The sequence below is a fragment of the Mycobacterium sp. ACS4054 genome, from assembly GCF_001667275.1.
Lineage (GTDB): Bacteria > Actinomycetota > Actinomycetes > Mycobacteriales > Mycobacteriaceae > Mycobacterium.
Genome location: NZ_LZHV01000058.1, coordinates 60,447 through 78,550, shown reverse-complemented (window position 1 = coordinate 78,550; position 18,104 = coordinate 60,447). Strand labels below are relative to the sequence as shown.

18 protein-coding genes and 1 pseudogene are annotated in these 18,104 nt (G+C 71.4%); 13 read left to right on the top strand and 6 right to left on the bottom strand.

Annotated features, from left to right (window positions below; all coding sequences use genetic code 11):
* Positions 1 to 15 precede the first annotated feature (15 nt).
* A complete protein-coding gene (fadD8, locus tag A5730_RS16840) occupies positions 16 to 1,617 on the top strand; it encodes a fatty-acid--CoA ligase FadD8 (RefSeq protein ID WP_067902665.1) in 1,602 nt (533 codons plus the stop codon).
* A gap of 69 nt (positions 1,618 to 1,686) precedes the next feature.
* On the opposite strand, the gene A5730_RS16835 is transcribed toward fadD8, so the two are convergent.
* Positions 1,687 to 2,235 (bottom strand): TetR/AcrR family transcriptional regulator, encoded by a 549-nt coding sequence (locus A5730_RS16835; RefSeq protein ID WP_067902662.1) that lies wholly within the window; start codon positions 2,233 to 2,235, stop codon positions 1,687 to 1,689.
* An 81-nt stretch (positions 2,236 to 2,316) separates the two neighbouring features.
* Between A5730_RS16835 and A5730_RS16830 the strand changes: the two genes are divergently transcribed.
* The 10 genes and pseudogenes from A5730_RS16830 (at position 2,317) to A5730_RS16785 (ending at position 10,489) form a co-directional block, all read left to right on the top strand.
* The gene (locus A5730_RS16830) at positions 2,317 to 3,237 is read left to right on the top strand and encodes an aldo/keto reductase (protein ID WP_067902659.1); all 921 of its coding nucleotides are present in this window, start codon (positions 2,317 to 2,319) and stop codon (positions 3,235 to 3,237) included.
* 11 nt (positions 3,238 to 3,248) lie between these two features.
* Positions 3,249 to 3,713: a nitroreductase family deazaflavin-dependent oxidoreductase gene (locus tag A5730_RS16825; protein ID WP_067902654.1), complete on the top strand. Its 465-nt coding sequence runs from the start codon at positions 3,249 to 3,251 to the stop codon at positions 3,711 to 3,713.
* A complete protein-coding gene (locus A5730_RS16820; protein ID WP_067902651.1) occupies positions 3,710 to 4,612 on the top strand; it encodes a 1,4-dihydroxy-2-naphthoyl-CoA synthase in 903 nt (300 codons plus the stop codon). The genes A5730_RS16825 and A5730_RS16820 overlap by 4 nt, the downstream gene beginning before the upstream one ends.
* Before the next feature lie 31 nt (positions 4,613 to 4,643).
* On the top strand, positions 4,644 to 5,540 hold the full coding sequence (locus tag A5730_RS16815) for an SDR family oxidoreductase (RefSeq protein WP_067902648.1): 897 nt from the start codon (positions 4,644 to 4,646) through the stop codon (positions 5,538 to 5,540).
* Between the two features lie 29 nt (positions 5,541 to 5,569).
* Positions 5,570 to 5,977, top strand: a complete 408-nt coding sequence (locus A5730_RS16810; protein WP_067902645.1) for a VOC family protein — start codon at positions 5,570 to 5,572, stop codon at positions 5,975 to 5,977.
* Between the two features lie 97 nt (positions 5,978 to 6,074).
* Positions 6,075 to 7,302: pseudogene (locus A5730_RS16805) on the top strand (anion permease).
* Between the two features lie 13 nt (positions 7,303 to 7,315).
* Entirely contained in the window at positions 7,316 to 7,615 is a 300-nt protein-coding gene (locus A5730_RS16800) for a hypothetical protein (RefSeq protein ID WP_067902638.1), read from the top strand.
* Positions 7,616 to 7,671: 56 nt separating this feature from the next.
* The gene (locus tag A5730_RS16795; RefSeq protein ID WP_067902635.1) at positions 7,672 to 7,974 is read left to right on the top strand and encodes a DUF3349 domain-containing protein; all 303 of its coding nucleotides are present in this window, start codon (positions 7,672 to 7,674) and stop codon (positions 7,972 to 7,974) included.
* 59 nt (positions 7,975 to 8,033) lie between these two features.
* On the top strand, positions 8,034 to 9,125 hold the full coding sequence (gene menE, locus A5730_RS16790; RefSeq protein WP_231994710.1) for an o-succinylbenzoate--CoA ligase: 1,092 nt from the start codon (positions 8,034 to 8,036) through the stop codon (positions 9,123 to 9,125).
* A gap of 11 nt (positions 9,126 to 9,136) precedes the next feature.
* Positions 9,137 to 10,489, top strand: a complete 1,353-nt coding sequence (locus A5730_RS16785) for a hypothetical protein (RefSeq protein WP_067902631.1) — start codon at positions 9,137 to 9,139, stop codon at positions 10,487 to 10,489.
* A gap of 28 nt (positions 10,490 to 10,517) precedes the next feature.
* Here the strand turns inward: A5730_RS16785 and A5730_RS16780 are convergent, their stop codons facing one another.
* Genes A5730_RS16780 through A5730_RS24790 form a run of 3 tightly spaced genes read right to left on the bottom strand, consistent with a single transcriptional unit; the run spans position 10,518 to position 13,433 of the window.
* Positions 10,518 to 11,177 carry a DUF2064 domain-containing protein gene (locus tag A5730_RS16780; RefSeq protein ID WP_067902628.1) on the bottom strand — a complete coding sequence of 220 codons (660 nt, stop codon included), beginning with the start codon at positions 11,175 to 11,177 and terminating at the stop codon, positions 10,518 to 10,520.
* Positions 11,174 to 11,827: a glycosyltransferase family 2 protein gene (locus A5730_RS16775; protein WP_067902625.1), complete on the bottom strand. Its 654-nt coding sequence runs from the start codon at positions 11,825 to 11,827 to the stop codon at positions 11,174 to 11,176. The genes A5730_RS16780 and A5730_RS16775 overlap by 4 nt, the downstream gene beginning before the upstream one ends.
* A 7-nt stretch (positions 11,828 to 11,834) precedes the next feature.
* Complete coding sequence (locus tag A5730_RS24790) at positions 11,835 to 13,433, bottom strand: hypothetical protein (protein WP_067902623.1); 1,599 nt, start codon at positions 13,431 to 13,433, stop codon at positions 11,835 to 11,837.
* A 190-nt stretch (positions 13,434 to 13,623) separates the two neighbouring features.
* Here A5730_RS24790 and A5730_RS16765 point away from each other — a divergent pair, with 190 nt between their 5' ends.
* Positions 13,624 to 15,264 (top strand): hypothetical protein, encoded by a 1,641-nt coding sequence (locus A5730_RS16765; protein WP_067902620.1) that lies wholly within the window; start codon positions 13,624 to 13,626, stop codon positions 15,262 to 15,264.
* A 5-nt stretch (positions 15,265 to 15,269) separates the two neighbouring features.
* On the opposite strand, the gene A5730_RS16760 is transcribed toward A5730_RS16765, so the two are convergent.
* Together A5730_RS16760 and A5730_RS16755 are read right to left on the bottom strand one after the other, a co-directional pair.
* Entirely contained in the window at positions 15,270 to 16,301 is a 1,032-nt protein-coding gene (locus A5730_RS16760; protein WP_067902618.1) for an NAD(P)-dependent oxidoreductase, read from the bottom strand.
* Entirely contained in the window at positions 16,298 to 17,074 is a 777-nt protein-coding gene (locus A5730_RS16755) for an S-methyl-5'-thioadenosine phosphorylase (RefSeq protein WP_231994700.1), read from the bottom strand. Before A5730_RS16755 ends, A5730_RS16760 begins: the two co-directional genes overlap by 4 nt.
* Before the next feature lie 74 nt (positions 17,075 to 17,148).
* Between A5730_RS16755 and A5730_RS16750 the strand changes: the two genes are divergently transcribed.
* Positions 17,149 to 18,021 (top strand): 1,4-dihydroxy-2-naphthoate polyprenyltransferase, encoded by an 873-nt coding sequence (locus A5730_RS16750; RefSeq protein ID WP_067902613.1) that lies wholly within the window; start codon positions 17,149 to 17,151, stop codon positions 18,019 to 18,021.
* The last annotated feature ends 83 nt before the right edge of the window (positions 18,022 to 18,104 follow it).

The following is an 18,104-nucleotide window of genomic DNA, read 5'->3' as shown; positions in this document are numbered from 1 at the left end:
TCTAGTCTTGGCCTCATGAGTGACGAGCTACTGCGCCATCCCATTCATTCCGGACACCTGACCGTCGGTGCGCTCAAGCGCAACAAGAACAAGCCGGTGCTGCACCTCGGCGACACCACGCTGACCGGTGGCCAGCTCGCCGAGCGGATCAGCCAGTACATCCAGGCGTTCGAGGCGCTCGGCGCGGGCACCGGCGCGACCGTCGGGCTGCTGTCGCTGAACCGGCCCGAGGTGCTGATGATCATCGGCGCCGGCCAGACCCAGGGTTACCGGCGCGTGGCGCTGCACCCGCTGGGCTCCCTGGACGACCACGCCTACGTGCTGGGCGACGCCGGGGTGACGTCGCTGATCATCGACCCGAACCCGATGTTTGTCGATCGGGCGCTGGGCCTGCTGGAGAAGGTGCCCGGCCTCAAGCAGATCCTGACCATCGGCCCGGTCCCCGAGGCGCTCGGCGACTCCGCGGTGGACCTGGTGGCCGAGGCCGCGAAGTATTCACCCAAGCCGTTGGTGGCCGCCGACCTTCCGCCCGACCACATCGGCGGGATGGCCTACACCGGCGGCACCACCGGCAAGCCCAAGGGCGTGCTGGGCACCGCGCAGTCGATCACCACGATGACCACGATCCAGCTCGCCGAGTGGGAGTGGCCGGAAAACCCGCGCTTTTTGATGTGCACCCCGCTGTCGCACGCCGGGGCGGCGTTCTTCGTGCCGACCATCATCAAGGGCGGCGAGCTGGTGGTGCTGACCAAGTTCGACCCGGCCGAGGTGCTGCGGGTGATCGAGGAGCAGAAGATCACCGCGACCATGCTGGTGCCGTCGATGATCTACGCGCTGATGGACCACCCCGATTCGCACACCCGCGACCTGTCCTCGCTGGAGACCGTCTATTACGGCGCCTCGGCGATGAACCCGGTGCGGCTGGCCGAGGCCATTCGTCGCTTCGGGCCGATCTTCGCCCAGTACTACGGGCAGTCCGAAGCCCCGATGGTGATCTCGTATCTGGCCAAGAAGGACCACGACGAGAAGCGGCTCACCTCCTGCGGCCGGCCCACCCTGTTCGCCCGCACGGCACTGCTGGACGCCGACGGCAACCCGGTGCCGCAGGGCGAGGTCGGCGAGATCTGCGTGTCGGGGCCGCTGTTGAGCGGCGGCTACTGGAACCTGCCGGAGGAGACGGCCAAGACGTTCTCCGACGGCTGGCTGCACACCGGTGACATGGCCCGGGAGGACGAGGACGGCTTCTGGTTCATCGTCGACCGGGTCAAGGACATGATCGTCACGGGAGGCTTCAACGTGTTCCCGCGCGAGGTCGAGGACGTCGTCGCCGAGCACCCCGCCGTCGCGCAGGTCTGCGTGATCGGCACTCCGGACGAGAAGTGGGGCGAGGCCGTCACCGCCGTGATCGTGTTGCGGCCCGACCATCCCTCCGACGAGGAGTCGGTGGCGCGGGTGACCGTCGAGATCCAGTCCGCCGTCAAGGAACGCAAGGGTTCGGTGCAATCGCCCAAGCAGGTGATCGTCGTCGACTCGGTGCCGGTGACCGCGCTGGGCAAGCCCGACAAGAAGGCCGTGCGCGCCCAGTTCTGGGAGGGCGCCGAGCGCGCCGTGGGCTAGGCGGTGCTGTGGCGAGCGTGCGGCTGGACGCACGGTCGCGCTCGAACGTGCGGCTGGCCGCACACTCGGTTAGACCGCAGTCACCCCGGCGACCAGCAGGTCGAGCATGCGGCCCGTCTGTTCCGGCGAGCCGCTGGCCATGAAGATGCCGATCAGGCTGGTCACCACATCGTCGGCCTGCACATCGGTGCGCAGGCTGCCGTCCTCGGCGCCGGCGCGCAACAGCAGGTCCACGGCTCCGACGATGCTGTCCCGAGTCTGGCTGGCCTGCATGGCGCCTGAGTCGAAGATCGCGTGCAACGATTCGGCCATCCCGCGCTTGGCGGCCACGAAGGCGGCATAGCGGTCCATCCAGTGGCGCAGCGCAGCCCTGGGCGGATGCCGCTTGAGTAGCCGTTCCGCCGTCGCGGCCACCTCGGCGAGCTCGGCGCGGTAGATCGCCTCGACGAGCGCCTCCCGATTCGGGAAATGGCGGTATAGCGTGCCAATTCCCACGCCGGCGTCGCGCGCGATGGCCTCCATAGACACGGATCGCCCCTCGGCGGCGGCGAACGCCGCCGTCGCGACCTCGAGCAGGCGCTCCCGATTCCGGCGGGCGTCCGATCGGATCCCAGCCAAGCGGAGGCACCTCCGTTTCTGCTACCGTCGGATAAGCGGAGGATCCTCCGCATCCAGTCCATTGTGACACCAGGGAGAACCATGACGGACACACCACAGCCCGGCGGTCCCGGCAACATCGGCGCGTCGACCGTCGCCCGCGTCGGCTACGGCGCGATGCAGCTGTTCGAGACCGCGCCGGAAGACGCCGCCGCGGTGCTGCGCCGCGCGGTCGAACTCGGCGTGAACCACATCGATACCGCCTCGTTCTACGGCCCCGGCGAGGTGAATCGGCGGATTCGCGCGGCGCTGTTCCCCTACGCCGACGACCTCGTCATCGTCAGCAAGGTCGGGGCCCGCTACACCGGCGAACAGCCGATACCGCTGGCGGCGGCGCAGAAGCCCGCGGAACTGCGCGCCGCGGTCGAGGACGACCTGCGCCAGCTGGGCCTGGATTGCGTCCCGGTGGTCAACCTGCGGCGCATGGACCTGGGTCCCGCCGTGGGCGCCGACGGCGATCAGATCGTCGACGTCGACGACCAGGCCGCCGAGATGATCGCGCTGCGCGACGAGGGCAAGATCGGCGCGATCGGAATCAGCAGCGTGCCGCTCGACGTGGTGCGGCGGGCGCTGCCGGCGGGGATCGTCTGCGTGCAGAACGCCTACAGCCTGTTCGACCGCTCGCAGGAAGCCACGCTGGACCTGTGCAAGTCGGAGGGCATCGCTTGGGTGCCCTACTTCCCGCTGGGATCGGCGTTTCCGGGTTTCCCGAAGGTCGCCGACCACCCGGTGGTCGTGGACATCGCCGGCCAACTCGGCGTCACCGGCGCCCAGGTCGGCTTGGCGTGGCTGCTGGCGCACGCGCCGAACACGTTGCTGATTCCCGGCACGCGATCGGTCGAGCACCTCGAGGAGAACCTCGGCGCGGGCGACGTCACCCTGGACGCCGAGTCGCTGGAAAGGCTGGCCGCCGTCGGTTCAACGGAGCCCCGGGCGCTCAGCGTCGAACCCTTTGAGAGGTAACGTCGCTGGGTATGGGAAGCGGCAAGCCGATCAAGCCGCCGTGGTGGCTGAAGCCGGCCAACAAGGTCTTCATCCAGATGTCGCGGCTGGGAATGAGTTTCGGTGGTGAGAGCCCCGTCGTGCTGACGGTCAAGGGCCGCAAGTCCGGGGCGCCGCGCTCGACGCCGGTAACTCCGATGACCGTCGACGGCCACCAGTACGTCGTCGCCGGGTTCCCGGGCGCCGACTGGGTGGCCAACGTGCGGGCCGCCGGTGAGGCGACGATCGCGCGTGGCCGCCACGTCCAGCGGGTGCGGATGGCCGAGCTGTCCGTCGACGACGCCCGGCCGATCCTGCGGCTCTTCCCCACCGAGGTGCCGACGGGCGTCGGCTTCATGAAGCGGGCGGGACTGGTCACCGAGGGCCGCCCCGAGGAGTTCGAGGCCCTCGCCGGCCGCTGCGCGGTCTTTCGTTTCGAGCCGGTTGAAACGCCATGACCGACAACCCCTTTGACGCCGCCCAATGGCGGCCCGTGGACGGGTTCGACGGCCTGACCGACATCACCTACCACCGGCATGTCGCCGACGCGACGGTGCGGGTGGCGTTCGACCGACCCGAGGTGCGCAACGCGTTCCGGCCGCACACCGTCGACGAGCTGTACCGGGTGCTCGACCACGCGCGAATGTCCCCGGACGTCGGTGTGGTGCTGCTGACCGGCAACGGCCCGTCGCCCAAGGACGGCGGCTGGGCGTTCTGCTCCGGCGGCGATCAGCGCATCCGCGGGCGCAGCGGCTACCAGTACGCCAGCGGTGAAACGGCGGACACCGTCGACACCGCCCGCGCCGGCCGGCTGCACATCCTCGAGGTGCAGCGGCTGATCCGGTTCATGCCCAAGGTGGTCATCTGCCTGGTCAACGGCTGGGCCGCCGGTGGCGGGCACAGCCTGCACGTGGTCTGCGACCTCACGCTGGCCAGCCGCGAGCACGCCCGCTTCAAGCAGACCGACGCCGACGTCGGCAGCTTCGACGGCGGCTACGGCAGCGCGTATCTGGCGCGGCAGGTGGGCCAGAAGTTCGCCCGCGAGATCTTCTTCCTGGGCCGGCCGTACACGGCCGAGCAGATGCACCAGATGGGCGCGGTCAACGCGGTCATCGACCACGCCGACCTGGAGCGGGCGGGCATCGAGTGGGCGGCCGAGATCAACGCGAAGTCCCCTCAGGCGCAACGGATGCTGAAGTTCGCCTTCAACCTGCTCGACGACGGGCTGGTGGGTCAGCAGCTGTTCGCGGGCGAGGCGACCCGGCTGGCGTACATGACCGACGAGGCCGTCGAGGGCCGCGACGCCTTCCTGGAGAAGCGCCCGCCCGACTGGAGCCGGTTCCCCCGCTACTTCTAGGGGCTCGGTGGGCCGCCCCTAGACTCCCCACGTGAGCAAGAGCCCGCTTCGCCGTTTCACCGACCAGCTCGTCCTGGCCACCATGCGCCCCCCGATGGCCCCGCAGGTGCTGGTCAACCGGCCCGCGATGAAGCCGGTCGACCTGCGGGGCAAGCGCATCCTGCTGACCGGGGCGTCGTCGGGCATCGGCGAGGCCGGGGCCGAACTGCTGGCCCGCGCGGGCGCGACCGTGGCCGTCAGCGCGCGCCGCAAAGACCTGCTGGACGCGCTCGCGGACCGGATCGCCGCGGCGGGTGGCACCGCGCTGTCCATGCCGTGCGACGTCTCGGACATGGACGCCGTCGACGCGCTGGTCGCCGACGTTCGGGAGCGACTCGGCGGGGTGGACATCCTGATCAACAACGCCGGCCGCTCGATCCGCCGGCCGCTGGCCGAGTCGCTGGATCGCTGGCACGACGTCGAGCGGACCATGGTGCTCAACTACTACGCGCCGCTGCGGCTGATCCGCGGGCTGGCCCCCGGGATGCTCGAGCGCGGCGACGGCCACGTCATCAATGTCTCCACGTGGGGCGTGCTGTCGGAGGCGTCGCCGCTGTTCGCGGTCTACAACGCGTCGAAGGCGGCGCTGTCGGCGGTGAGCCGCGTCGTGGAGACCGAATGGGGGCCCAGGGGCGTGCATTCGACGACGCTGTACTACCCGCTGGTGGCCACGCCGATGATCGCGCCGACGAAAGCCTACGAGGGCATGCCGGCGCTGACGTCGGAAGAGGCCGCCGAGTGGATGCTGACCGCCGCCCGCACCCGACCCGTGCGGATCGCCCCGCGAATGGCGATCGCCGCCAAGGCGCTGGACACGTTCGGCCCCCGCTTGGTCAACACGCTCATGCAGCGGCAGCGGATTCAGCCGAATCGCGCGGAAGGCGACTGAGCCCAGACCAACGTGATAGACACGACGTCATGGAGATTTTGGCCAGCCGGATGCTGCTTCGACCGGCGGACTACGAGCAGTCGCTGGCCTTCTACCGGGACCTGATCGGCCTGGCGATCGCCCGTGAATACGGCGCGGGCACAGTGTTTTTCGCCGGCCAGTCGCTGCTGGAGCTTGCGGGTTACGGCTCCCCGGATCACTCGCGGGGCCCGTTCCCCGGCGCGCTGTGGCTCCAGGTCCGCGACATCGAAGCCACCCAGGCCGAGCTGCAAGGCCGCGGCGTCGAGATCGCCCGCGAGGCGCGCCAAGAACCGTGGGGCCTATTCGAAATGCATGTCACCGACCCCGACGGCATCACGCTGATCTTCGTGCAGATCCCGCCCGACCACCCGTTGCGCCGCGACACCCGGGGTGAACGACAGGGAAAGTCCGGTTAACTGAGAGGTAACATCTGGCGACGAGTCTAGATACACCCGCGATTAGGCTCCCGCTGCATTCGACAATGGAATCCCCCTACCACCAGAATCGGGCGCTGTGAACATCCAATTGTTCCTTCTGATCATTGTCGTAATCACGGCACTGGCTTTCGATTTCACGAACGGCTTCCACGACACCGGCAACGCGATGGCGACCTCGATCGCCAGCGGGGCGCTCAAGCCCAAGGCGGCCGTCGCGCTGTCCGCGGTGCTCAATCTCGTGGGCGCGTTCATGTCCACCGCCGTCGCCGCCACGATCGCCAAGGGTTTGATCGACGGGCACATCGTGACGCTGGAGCTGGTCTTCGCCGGCCTGGTCGGCGGCATCGTGTGGAACCTGCTGACCTGGCTGCTGGGCATCCCCTCGAGTTCCTCGCACGCCCTGATCGGCGGCATCGTCGGCGCCACCATCGCGGCCGTCGGCGCGCACGGGGTGATCTGGAAGGGCGTGGTGTCCAAGGCGATCATCCCGGCCGTCGTATCGGCGATCCTGGCCATCGTGGTCGGGGCCGTGGCGACCTGGCTGGTCTACCGGATCACCCGCGGCATCTCGGCCAAGCGCACCGAGGCCGGCTTCCGGTACGGCCAGTGGGGCTCGGCGTCGCTGGTCTCGCTGGCACACGGCACCAACGACGCCCAGAAGACGATGGGCATCATCTTCCTGGCGCTGATGTCCTACGGCTCGGTCAGCAAGAACGCCTCGATGCCCCCGCTGTGGGTCATCGTCGGCTGCGCCGTGTCGATGGCGCTGGGCACCTATCTGGGCGGCTGGCGCATCATCCGCACCCTGGGCAAGGGGCTGGTGGAAATCCAGTCGCCGCAGGGCATGGCCGCCGAATCGTCTTCGGCCGCTGTCATTTTGCTCTCCGCCCACTTCGGCTACGCCCTGTCGACCACCCAGGTCTGCACGGGTTCGGTGCTGGGCAGCGGGCTGGGCAAGCCCGGCGGTGAGGTCCGCTGGGGCGTCGCCGGCCGCATGGGCGTCGCCTGGCTGGTGACGCTGCCGCTGGCGGGCCTGGTGGGCGCGGTCACCTACTGGATCGTGCACCTGATCGGCGGCTACCCCGGCGCCATCGTCGGCTTCGCGCTGCTGATCGCGGTCTCGGCCACCATCTACATCCGGTCGCGCAAGGTCAAGGTCGACCACAACAACGTCAACGCCGAATGGAAGGGCGACCTGACGGCCGGGCTGGAGGACTCCGCCGAGCACCGACCGCCCTCGGACGTGCACCCGACCAACGGTAGCGGCTCCTCCGGCCGCTACGACTCCGATGACCCGACGATGAAGGCGAACGCTTGATGAGTCACTTCGGCGACTGGTTCAACTACCAGGCTTCCCTCAAGATCCTGGTCTTCTCGATGCTGGCCGGGGCCGCACTGCCCGGGCTGTTCGCCCTGGGGCTCCGGTTTCACGCGGTGGGCGCCGGACAGGCCGGCACCGACCGCGACTCGACGCAGAAGAACCCGGCACTGCTGGCGCTCGCCTGGGCGATCTACGCGGTGGTCATCGTGGTGATCGCCTTCGCCCTGGCGTACATCTCCCGGGACTTCATCGCCCACCACACCGGCGTCGCGTTCCTCGGAGCCAAACCCAAGTAGCATCGAATGATGCCCACCGCGTTACCGAGCCGGACACCGGGGGGAGCTGCACCAGCGTGAACGGATTTCTCAACTCGATCGTCTCGTGGCTGCGCGCGGGATATCCCGAAGGCGTCCCGGCGACGGACACCTTCCCGGTGCTCGCGCTGCTCGCCCGCAGGCTGTCCAACGACGAGGTCAAGGCCGTCGCCTGCGAGCTGATCAGCAGGGGCGAGTTCGACGACGTCGACATCGGGGTGCTGATCACGCAGATCACCGACAACCTGCCCTCGCCCGAGGACGTCGAGCGGGTGCGGGTGCGGTTGGCCGCCCAGGGCTGGCCGTTCGACGACGCGGACGAGGTCGAGGACCCCGCATAGCCGTACTGCGCGCGCTCACCGTCCCGCCGGGCTCGGCCGTCTCGTCGCTGTTACCCGCCCTGGAACGGGTTTTGGACGGGCGCGACCCCGCGCTGGTGGCCCTCGCCCCCGGCTCCGACGCCTTGCGGGCGGGCCTGCGGGTCGGGGAAGACATCGACGACGACGTGGCCCTGGTGGCGACGACGTCGGGCACCACCGGTGTGCCTAAGGGAGCCCTGCTGACGGCGGCCGCGTTGACCGCCAGCGCGACGGCCACCCATGACCGCCTCGGCGGCCCGGGCAGCTGGCTGCTGGCGCTGCCGCCGTACCACATCGCCGGGTTGCAGGTGTTGATCCGCAGCGCTCTGGCCGGCTCCACGCCCGTCGAGCTGGACATCTCCGAAGGCTTCGACGTCACCGAATTGCCGGGCGCGACAAGGCGATTGGGCGCCGGGCGGCGCTACGTATCGCTGGTGGCCGCGCAGTTGGCCAAGGCGCTGGCCGACCCGGCGGCCGCGGCCGCGCTCGCCGAACTGGACGCGGTGTTGCTGGGCGGCGGCCCGGCCCCGAACCGCGTGCTCGACGCCGCGGCGGCGGCCGGCATCAGGGTGGTGCGCACCTACGGGATGAGCGAGACCGCGGGCGGCTGCGTGTACGACGGGGTTGCGCTGGACGGCGTGCGGGTCCGGGTGGCGCCCGACGGGCGCATCGCGCTCGGCGGCGCGACCCTGGCCAAGGGCTACCGCAACCCGGTCGATCCCGACCCGTTCGCCGAGCCGGGCTGGTTCCGCACCGACGACCTCGGCGTCGTGGACGCGGCGGGCGTGCTGACCGTCACCGGACGCGCCGACGACGCGATCAGCACGGGCGGGCTGACCGTGCAACCCCAACTTGTCGAGGCCGCGCTCGGCACCCACCCCGCCGTCGGGGAGTGCGCGGTGTTCGGCGTCGCCGACGACCGGCTCGGCCAGCGGGTCGTCGCCGCGATCGTGGTGGCCCAGGGACACTCGGCGCCGACGCTGGAAGTGTTGCGCGCCCACGTGGCGCGCACCCTGGACGCCAGCGCCGCCCCGCGCGAGGTGCACGTCGTCGACGCGCTACCGCGGCGCGGCATCGGCAAGGTCGACCGGGCGGCGTTGGTGCGCCGGTTCACCGGCCCGGCCGATCAATAGGCTGTTCGGTCGTGAGGGTGGCACGTCGCGAGTTACCGGCCGTCGCGGCCGCGGCGCTGTTGGTGTGCGCGGCGTTCGTGTTGCCGAGGCTGCATTGGGGTGTGCGGCCGCGCACCGACGTCGGCCAGGAGCGGTTCGGCACGCACACGGGGGCGGCCCCGATCTTCGGCGCCTGGGAGATCCACGCCAGCTGGGGTACCGGACCCGCGATCGCCATCGCGGTCTCCGCCGTGTGGTGGGGATCGATTCTGGCACAACGTCTTTCGTGGCGGCTGTTGACCTTTGTCAGCTGGGCCACCGCCTGTGGGTGGGCCTTCGCGCTGGCGATGATCGACGGTTGGCAGCGCGGCTTCGCCGGCCGGCTGACCACCCGCGACGAGTACCTGTCAGCCGTGCCGGGCATCACCGACATCCCGGCCACCGTGCGCACGTTCGCGAGCCGGATCGTCGACTACCAACCGAACTCCTGGACCACGCACGTCTCGGGTCACCCGCCCGGCGCGTTGCTGACGTTCGTGTGGCTGGACCGGATCGGCCTGCACGGCGGCGCCTGGGCGGGGCTGCTGTGCCTGCTCGCGGGGTCCAGCGCGGCGGCCGCGGTGCTGATCGCGGTGCGCGCGCCGGCCGACGAGCGGACCGCGCGGCTGGCCGCGCCGTTCGTGGCGGTGGCGCCGACGGCGATCTGGGTCGCCGTCTCCGCGGACGGATACTTCGCCGGGGTGGCGGCGTGGGGCCTCGCGCTGTTGGCGGTGGCGGTGCACCGACGGGTTCGCTTCCCCGCCTTGACGGCCGCGGCCGCCGGCCTGCTGCTGGGCTGGGGCGTGTTCTGCAATTACGGCCTGATGTTGATGGGGCTGCCGGCGCTGGCGGTGCTGGCCTCGGCCGCCGACTGGCGGGCGGCGCTGCGGGCGCTCGGCCCGGCGGCGCTGGTCGCGGTGCTGGTGGCGTCGGCCTTCGCGGTCGCGGGGTTCTACTGGTTCGACGGCTACACCCTTGTGCAGCAACGCTATTGGCAGGGCATCGCCAAGGACCGCCCCTTTCCGTATTGGGGCTGGGCCAACCTGGCCTCGGTGGTGTGCGCGATCGGTTTGGGCGGCGTCGCCGGGGTCAGCCGGGTGTTCGACGTGGCGGCCATCCGTCGCCGCTCCGGCTTTCACCTGGTGTTGCTGGCCATGCTGGCCGCGATCGCCTTGGCGGACCTGAGCATGCTGAGCAAGGCCGAGGTGGAGCGGATCTGGCTGCCCTTCACCGTCTGGCTCACCGCCGCCCCCGCGCTGCTGCCCGTCCGATCGCACCGAGTGTGGTTGGCGCTCAACGCCGCCGGCGCGCTGCTGCTCAACACGCTGATCGTCACCAACTGGTAAAGCGGGTGAACTGAGGGCGCCTACCGGGTCACAGGCCGGCGGCGCGGGTGGCCTGCGCGAACCGACTGGCCGACCCGCACGCGTCACGCACCGCGGCCACGTCGTCGACGACGTCGAAGTCGGCCAGCCGCGGCGCCGCGTACGGCTCGATTCCCATGTCGTGCAACGCCCGATACGTCAGCAACCCGGTGTCGGGCTGCGACATCGGAACGGTGCGCAGGCATTCGGCCGCCGCGGGGTCGCGTAAACCGAGCACCCACCAGCCGCCGTCGACGGCCGGCCCGAGCACGGCCGGCGCCTCGCGCAGCCAGCGGGCGCAGTCGGCCAGCAGGTCGGCGGTCACCTGCGGGGTGTCCATCCCGATCTGCACCACCGGGTAACCGTCGGCCGCGTCGGCGTGGGCGTTGGCGAGGCGATCGGCGAAGTCGTCGCCGCGCTGCGGAATGACCGTGAAGGACCGCAACCGTTGCCGGATCTCGTCGGCGCCGGCGGCGGCGTCCAGCTCACCGGTCATCGCCACCACCCGCTTGGCCGCCGGCGTGGCGGCGACGGCGTCCAGCGTGTCCAGCAGTGCGGCGGCGGCGATCTCGGCGGCGACGAGGTCCCCGACCGTCGCCGCGAGCCGCGTCTTGGCCCGGCCCGGCTCGGGCGCCTTGGCGACCACCAGCAGCGTCACCGGCGGCGTCACGAGATCACCTTCCAGAAGTCGAGGATCGCCGTGACGCTCCCCCGCAGCGAACCACTGACCTTGGACTTGCCGCCGGTGCGGGGGCCGTAGCTGACGTCGAGTTCGACCACCCGCCAGCGGGCGGCCGCGGCGCGCACCAGGAGCTCCAACGGGTAGCCCGAACGCCGGTCGGCGACCCCGAGATTCAGCAGCGCCTCACGCCGGGCCACCCGCATGGGCGCAATGTCGTGCACCGGCAAGCCGTGCCGGGTGCGCAGCCGCCAGCTCATCACCACGGTGCCCACCCGCGCCACCCACGGCCAGTGCAGCCCCGCCACTGGCCGGCGCCGCCCGATCACCAGGTCGGCGCCCTGCTCGAGCGCGGCGACCAGTCGCGGGAGGTCGCCGGCGTCCATCGAGCCGTCGGCGTCGATCACCGCCACGATCGGCGTGCTCGCTGCCATCACGCCCGCGTGCACCGCGGCGCCGTATCCGGGGCGGGACTCGGCCACGACGCGGGCGCCGTGCCGCCGCGCGACGGCGGCCGTGCCGTCGGTGCAGTTGTTGTCGACGACCAGCGCCCGATAGCCATCGGGGATGGCCGCCAGCACACCGGGCAGCGACTCCTCTTCGTTCAGGCAGGGCAGCACCACGGTGACGGCGTCGGGCATGGACGGCTCAGAACCCGTGGCGGGTGCGTGGTTCCTGCGGGACGAGCGTCTGCTGGGTCTGCGTGTGCGGCGGCGGCGCCACCGTCGATTGATGCGTGCTGGGCGGCGGCGCCGCGGTCGTCGGCGTCTGTGTCTCGGTCAACGGGGTCTTGGTCACCGTCGGCGGCGTCGTCGTCGTCACGTGCGGCGGTGTCGTCGTCGTGGTCGTCGGCGTCGAGCTGGTCTCCGTAGTGGTGGTTGGCGTCGTGGTGGACGGCCCTGAGGGGGTCGTCGTCGTCGTGGTCGTCGTGGTGGTCGTGGTGGTCGTGGTCGTCGGCGTCGTGGTGGTGATCGTCGGCGGGTTGTACGGGGGGTAGGGAATGATGATCGGAATAGGCAGTGGCACAACGGGATTCGGGTTGGGGACGAAGCCGGGGGTGCCCGGCGACACCGGCGCGGCCGGGACGGCCGGCCCTGCGCCGCCCGGCGAGGTGCCCTGCGCGGGAAGGAGACCGTTCGCGTCCGGGATCACGCCGCCCTGGAAGCCGGCGTTGGGCTGGTCGACCGGCGGTGGTGGCACCGGCGCCTGCTGCTGCGTCGGCAACAGCGGCATGAACTTGCCCGGGGCGGCGTTCTGGTGGCCCACCACCGGCTGTTGGCTCGCGGTGGGACGGACCGCGATGGCCACCGCGGCGGCCAGCGACGCGAACCCGATCACCGCGAACGCGATCACGGCGTTGCCGACCAGCAGCGACCGGCGGCTCAGCCGCGTGGGGATGGCCTCGGTCTCGTCGTAGTCGTCGTATTCGGGGTCGTACTCCTCGCCCGCGAACGGCTCGGGCTCGTCGGCCATCGAATACGCCAGCTGGGGTTCATCCGCGTGCGGCGGGGGCACCATCGTCGTCTCGTCGCCGGTTGCCCCCACCGGGGCCATCGCGGTCTCGTCGCCGGTGAGCCCCACGGCCGGCGCCATGGCGGTGGCGTCGCCGGCGGACAGCGCCTGCGCCGCGACGATGGCCGCGCCACGGGCCAGGGCGAACTCGGGGTCGTCGGCGACCTGCACCCGCATGGTCGACGCGTCGTGGAACTGGCCGGCGGCCTGGGCCAGCTCCGGGGATGCGCCCACCAGGTACACCTCACCCGGCGCGTCCGGCCGGCCGCTGAGTTGGGCCATCATCGTGTTGAACGTCGCGGTCGCGTCGCCCGCGAGTGGCTCCCTGGCCAGCACGGTCGGCGGGGCGTTCTGGTCATCGGCGGACGCCGGCACCGACAGCGTCGCCGTCGCGTCGGTGATCACCAGCGCGGCGCCCGGCCGGCCGGCCGCGCGCATCAGCGCTGTCACCGCCTGCGACTCCGAGAGCACCGCGACGTTCGAGACACCGGAATCTTCCAGGGCTTGGCGCAGCTGGCCGGCCCGCGGCTCGTCGCTCCAGCACACCCGGGTGCCCACCAACCGGTGGTTCTCGTCGGCGAGCAGCCGATTGGTGCCGGCCACCGTCTCGGCGAGCTTCCCGACCGGGTTCTCCTCCAGGTCGACGACGGATTGGTCGATCACATCCGCGCCCGGCCCGACGAGCGCCAAGCGGGCAACCGGGCCCGTGACCGCGACCCCCAACACGACGTCCATCCCGGTTCTCCTTCGGCTGGCCACCCCACGGTCAGCAATGTCCCCGCATCATTACACTTGCGATACCGTTGGCAGTATCCGTTATTCGGGCGAACAACGTTTGCCTCTACCGCAGCGTAACCAGCTTCTCCAACGACAGGACGGTCGCAGGGGAATCTGCCACGGCGTCCGTCCTTGATTCCCGGGGGGCATGGTGAGCCAGAGCAGCGACGACGCCCCTACCGGCCCCATCCGGGAGCAGGCCCAGCAAACCACTCGCATCCCCAGGCCGCCCGCCGAGGCGGCCGGTGATCCGACGCGGCGCTGGCACGCCGTCAGCGACCTCACCGCCGCCGCGCTGCTCGTCGCCGCCGTCTTCCTGCCGTGGAATCTGTACTTCGGCGTCGGGATTCCCGGCAGCAGCGGCGCCCTGTTCGCGGTGTTGGTCGCGGTCACCGTGCTGTCCCTCATCGCCGTCGCGGTGGCCGGTTCGTGGCGGTCGTCCGGCGCCCGGTTCAACCCGGCGACCACGGGCCGGCTGCGGCTGGCGCTCAATGTCCCCTACGCGCTGCTGGTGCTGGCGTTCGTCGGATTCGACGCCTTCGAGACCGTCCGCTTCGGCGGCACGGTGAACGTGCCGGGCGGCGTCGGGCCCGGGGCGTGGGTGGGCATCGCCGGCTCCCTGCTGAGCGCGCAGGCGGTAACCGCCGGCGCCCGCTCGGGACCGGTTCCCGAGGGCGGCGAACACACCGCCTGGCTGAGGTCAGCCCGTCTGATCGGCTACGCGTCGATGGCGTTGGCGGTACTCAGCTTCGGCTTCAACCTGTACTGGCGGGTGCGCTACGCGCTGCAAACCTCCGGCGACTTCGGCAAGCAGAACATCGACGTCATCGTCACGGCCGTGGTGTACGGCGTGGTCGCCTTGGTCGCCGTGCTGCTCGCCTCACGGTGGTTGCTGCGCGGCACCCGGGCGGCCCGGCTGGCCACGGTCGCGCTCGGCGCCTCGACGCTGGTCGCGGGGATCCTGGTGTGGGCCCTGCCGATCGGCCGCGACGTCGACGCGTTCCACGGCATCGCGCAGAACACCTCGACCGCCGGGGTGGGGTTCGAGGGCTACCTGGCGTGGGCCGCGGCGGCGGCGATCTTCGCGCCGCGGACCCTGTTCGGGCACCGCAACACGATCCGCGCCGAGGAGAGCTCCTGGCGGGCCGCGGCCCGAAACGGCTTGCTGCTCATAGCCGTATGGGGACTGGGCTCGATGCTGATGCGGCTGACCGACCTCTTCGTCGCCGTGAGCCTGGATTACCCGTTCTCCCGGTACGACAGCGTGGTGCTGGCCGGATTCGACCTGGCTACCGCGCTTCTCGCGATCTGGCTGCGGATCAACCTGGCCGACGCCACCCGCTCCGCCCGACTGATCTCGTCGCTGTGCGGGCTGGTCGCCACGCTGAGCGTCGCCCGCGTCGTGGTCGGTGTGGTGCTGGCGCCCCGGTTCGCGGATTCACCCAATTCGCCTGCGCAGCACCCGGTTTACGGCAACAACCTCGCCCAGCAGATCACCAGCACCTTCGACGTGGCGCTATGCGGCCTGGGCTTAAGCATCCTGGGGGCCGCCATCGTCACCGGGCAGCTGCGCGGCCGCCGCGCGCGCCGCCGCCGCGCCGCCCGCAGGCCGGCCGCCCCGGCCGCGCCCGCCGCGCCCCGGGCGCGCGTCCCGGTGGGCCACGCCCCGCCGTCGGCCGCGGAGACCACCCGGATCAGCACCGGCCCCCGGATCTTCCGCGGCGACGACTCCGCGACGCCACAGATCCCCCAGCAAAAACCGAAGATCTACCGGCCGCCGCAGGCGTAAGGCGCTCAGCGCAGCGGCGCGAACGCGAAGTCGCGCAGGCCCTCGGCCGGGTCGACGGCCGCGCGAAAGCCCAGCACCTCCGCCGCCCGGGACGGGTCGGCGACGATGTGCCGCACGTCGCCGCTGCGGTACTGGCCCGTGATCACCGGCGCGAGCCCACCGCCGCGGGCCTCGCACAGCGCCGCCGCCACCTGCAGGATCGACACGGGCCGCCCCGAACAGACGTTGACCGCGGTGAAGCCCCCCAGCGTCGACGCCGCGGCCGCGAGGTTGGCCGCGGCCACGTCGTCGACGTGGACGAAGTCGCGCATCTGCCCGCCATCCTCGAAAACCCTTGGCGCATCCCCCTTTTCCAGGGATGACCGGAAGATCGCCGCAACCCCCGAGTACGGGGTGTCGCGCGGCATCCCGGGGCCATACACGTTGTGGTAGCGCAACGCCACCACGGAGCCGCCGGTCGACTCCGACCACGCCAGCGCGTAGTGCTCCTGCGCGGTCTTGCCGGCGGCGTAGAGGCTGCGCGGCCGCAGCGCGGCGTCCTCGTCGACGAGCCGCCACTGCAGTTCCTCGCCGCCGACGGGGCAGCGGTGTTCGAAGATGCCGGCGTCCAGGTCGCCGCGCCCTCGCGGCAGGGGGTCGACGTGCCCGTGCCGCTCGCAGTGGTAGCGGCCCTGCCCGTACACGACCATCGACGACGCCAACACCAGGCGGCCCACCCCGGCGGCGAACATCTGCGCCAACAGCACCGTGGTGGCGTAGTCGTTGTGGCCGCCGTAGGCCGGGGCGTCGGCGGCGTCCACGCCCGGGCCCACCATCGCCGCCTGATGACAGACCAGGTCCACGCCGTCGAGCAGGGGCGCCAGGGCGTCGGCGTCGCGGACGTCGACGCGGTGACATCCCTGCGGCAGCACCGGATTCGGGCCGTGCGCCGCGGGCAGCAACGCGTCGACGCCGACGACGTCGTGGCCCGCGGCCCGCAGCGCCGCGTCCACCCGCGAGCCGATGAAACCGGCCGCCCCCGTCAGCAACACCCTCATGGCAACTCGACGGGCAGGGTGACGCCGGTGTGCGGCAGGCAGTGGGTGCAGTTGCGTTCGCTGTCGACCCGGCCGATCGCGTCGCGCACCAGCTCCTTGAATCCCCCGATGTTCTTCTCGAATTCGGCGAGCACCTCGGCGATCGTCACCCCCTCGCCGGCCGTGACACCGGCGTCCAGGTCGGTGACCAATGCGATTGACGCGTAGCACATTTCGAGTTCCCGGGCGAGCACCGCCTCCGGATAGCCGGTCATGTTGACCAACGAGAACCCCGCCGAGGCGAACCACTGGCTTTCGGCGCGCGTGGAGAACCGGGGCCCCTGGATCACCACCATGGTGCCGCCGTCGACCACCCCGGGCAGCCCGGTGACGGAGGCGCGCAGCGTAGGGCAGTACGGGTCGGCGAAGTCGACGTGGATGCCGCCGGAGTCGAAATAGGTGTCCGGCCGGCCTCGGGTGCGATCGACCAGCTGGTCGGGCACCACGACGGCGCCGGGACCGTTCTCCGGTTTGAGGCTGCCGACGGCGCACGGGCCGAATATCCGTCGCACCCCGAGCTTGCGCAGCGCCCACATGTTGGCGCGGTAGGGCACGGTGTGCGCCGAGAACTCGTGGCCGGCCCCGTGCCGGGGCAGGAATGCGACCTCGTGCCCCCCGGCGGCGCCGATCGTCACCGGGGCGCTCGGCGGGCCGTAGGGCGTGTCGACCTCGATGGTGCGGGTGCCGGAGTCGAAGAACGTGTAAAAGCCGCTGCCGCCGATGACTCCGAGCATCCGCCCATTGTGGTGCATGCCCCCGGCCCGATCGCGGGTGCGGGCCCGCGCACGGCTCCTGGCAGGATGCGTGCGTGGCCAATTTCGGGCAGTGGATCTCCGGCGCGCGGCCGCGGACGCTCCCCAACGCGGTGGCGCCGGTGGTGGCGGGTACCGGCGCGGCGGCGTGGCTGGGATCCGCCGTGTGGTGGAAGGCGCTGCTGGCGCTGGCCGTCGCGGTGGCGCTGACCGTCGGCGTCAACTACGCCAACGACTACTCCGACGGCATTCGCGGCACCGACGACGACCGCGCCGGCCCCATGCGCCTGGTGGGCTCGCGGCTGGCCAGCCCGCGCGCGGTGCTCACCGCCGCGGTGGCGAGCCTGACCGTCGGGGCGGCCGCCGGCCTGGCCCTCGCGCTCGTCAGCGCGCCGTGGCTGATCGCCGTGGGCGCGGTGTGCATCGCCGGCGCCTGGCTGTACACGGGCGGCTCGAAGCCCTACGGCTACGCCGGTTTCGGCGAGATCGCCGTGTTCGTGTTCTTCGGCCTGGTCGCCGTGCTCGGCACCGAGTACACCCAGGCGTTGCGGGTCGACTGGGTGGGGCTGGCGCTGGCGGTAGCGATCGGGGCGCTGTCGTCCGCGGTGCTGGTGGCCAACAACCTGCGCGACATCCCCACGGACGCCCAGTCGGGCAAGATCACGCTCGCGGTGCGGCTGGGCGATGGCCGCACGCGCGTCCTGTACCAGGCGCTGCTGGCGACCGCGGGCGTGCTGACGCTGGTGCTGATGGCCGCGACGCCGTGGTGCGCCGTGGGCTTAGTGGCCACGCCGCTGGCGCTGCGCGCGGCCGGGCCGGTGCGCTCGGGGCGCGGCGGCCCGGAGCTGATTCCCGTCCTGCGCGACACCGGCCTGGCCATGGTCGGGTGGGCGATCGCGGTGGCCGCCGCTTTGGGGCTGGCCGGCTGATCGGCCGTGCGCGCGGCGGGCGATGGGATAACAATGAGGGACCGGCGTCGCGACTGACGGCCATAGACGCCCACCGAGCCAAC

Bases quoted from the DNA above. Each gene is read 5' to 3' on its own strand.
- fadD8 (WP_067902665.1), top strand. From the start codon at position 16: ATGAGTGACGAGCTACTGCGCCATCCCATTCATTCCGGACACCTGACC.
- A5730_RS16830 (WP_067902659.1), top strand. From the start codon at position 2,317: ATGACGGACACACCACAGCCCGGCGGTCCCGGCAACATCGGCGCGTCG.
- A5730_RS16825 (WP_067902654.1), top strand. From the start codon at position 3,249: ATGGGAAGCGGCAAGCCGATCAAGCCGCCGTGGTGGCTGAAGCCGGCC.
- A5730_RS16820 (WP_067902651.1), top strand. From the start codon at position 3,710: ATGACCGACAACCCCTTTGACGCCGCCCAATGGCGGCCCGTGGACGGG.
- A5730_RS16810 (WP_067902645.1), top strand. From the start codon at position 5,570: ATGGAGATTTTGGCCAGCCGGATGCTGCTTCGACCGGCGGACTACGAG.
- A5730_RS16800 (WP_067902638.1), top strand. From the start codon at position 7,316: ATGAGTCACTTCGGCGACTGGTTCAACTACCAGGCTTCCCTCAAGATC.
- A5730_RS16775 (WP_067902625.1), bottom strand. From the start codon at position 11,827: ATGCCCGACGCCGTCACCGTGGTGCTGCCCTGCCTGAACGAAGAGGAG.
- A5730_RS24790 (WP_067902623.1), bottom strand. From the start codon at position 13,433: ATGGACGTCGTGTTGGGGGTCGCGGTCACGGGCCCGGTTGCCCGCTTG.
- A5730_RS16765 (WP_067902620.1), top strand. From the start codon at position 13,624: ATGGTGAGCCAGAGCAGCGACGACGCCCCTACCGGCCCCATCCGGGAG.
- A5730_RS16760 (WP_067902618.1), bottom strand. From the start codon at position 16,301: ATGAGGGTGTTGCTGACGGGGGCGGCCGGTTTCATCGGCTCGCGGGTG.
- A5730_RS16755 (WP_231994700.1), bottom strand. From the start codon at position 17,074: ATGCTCGGAGTCATCGGCGGCAGCGGCTTTTACACGTTCTTCGACTCC.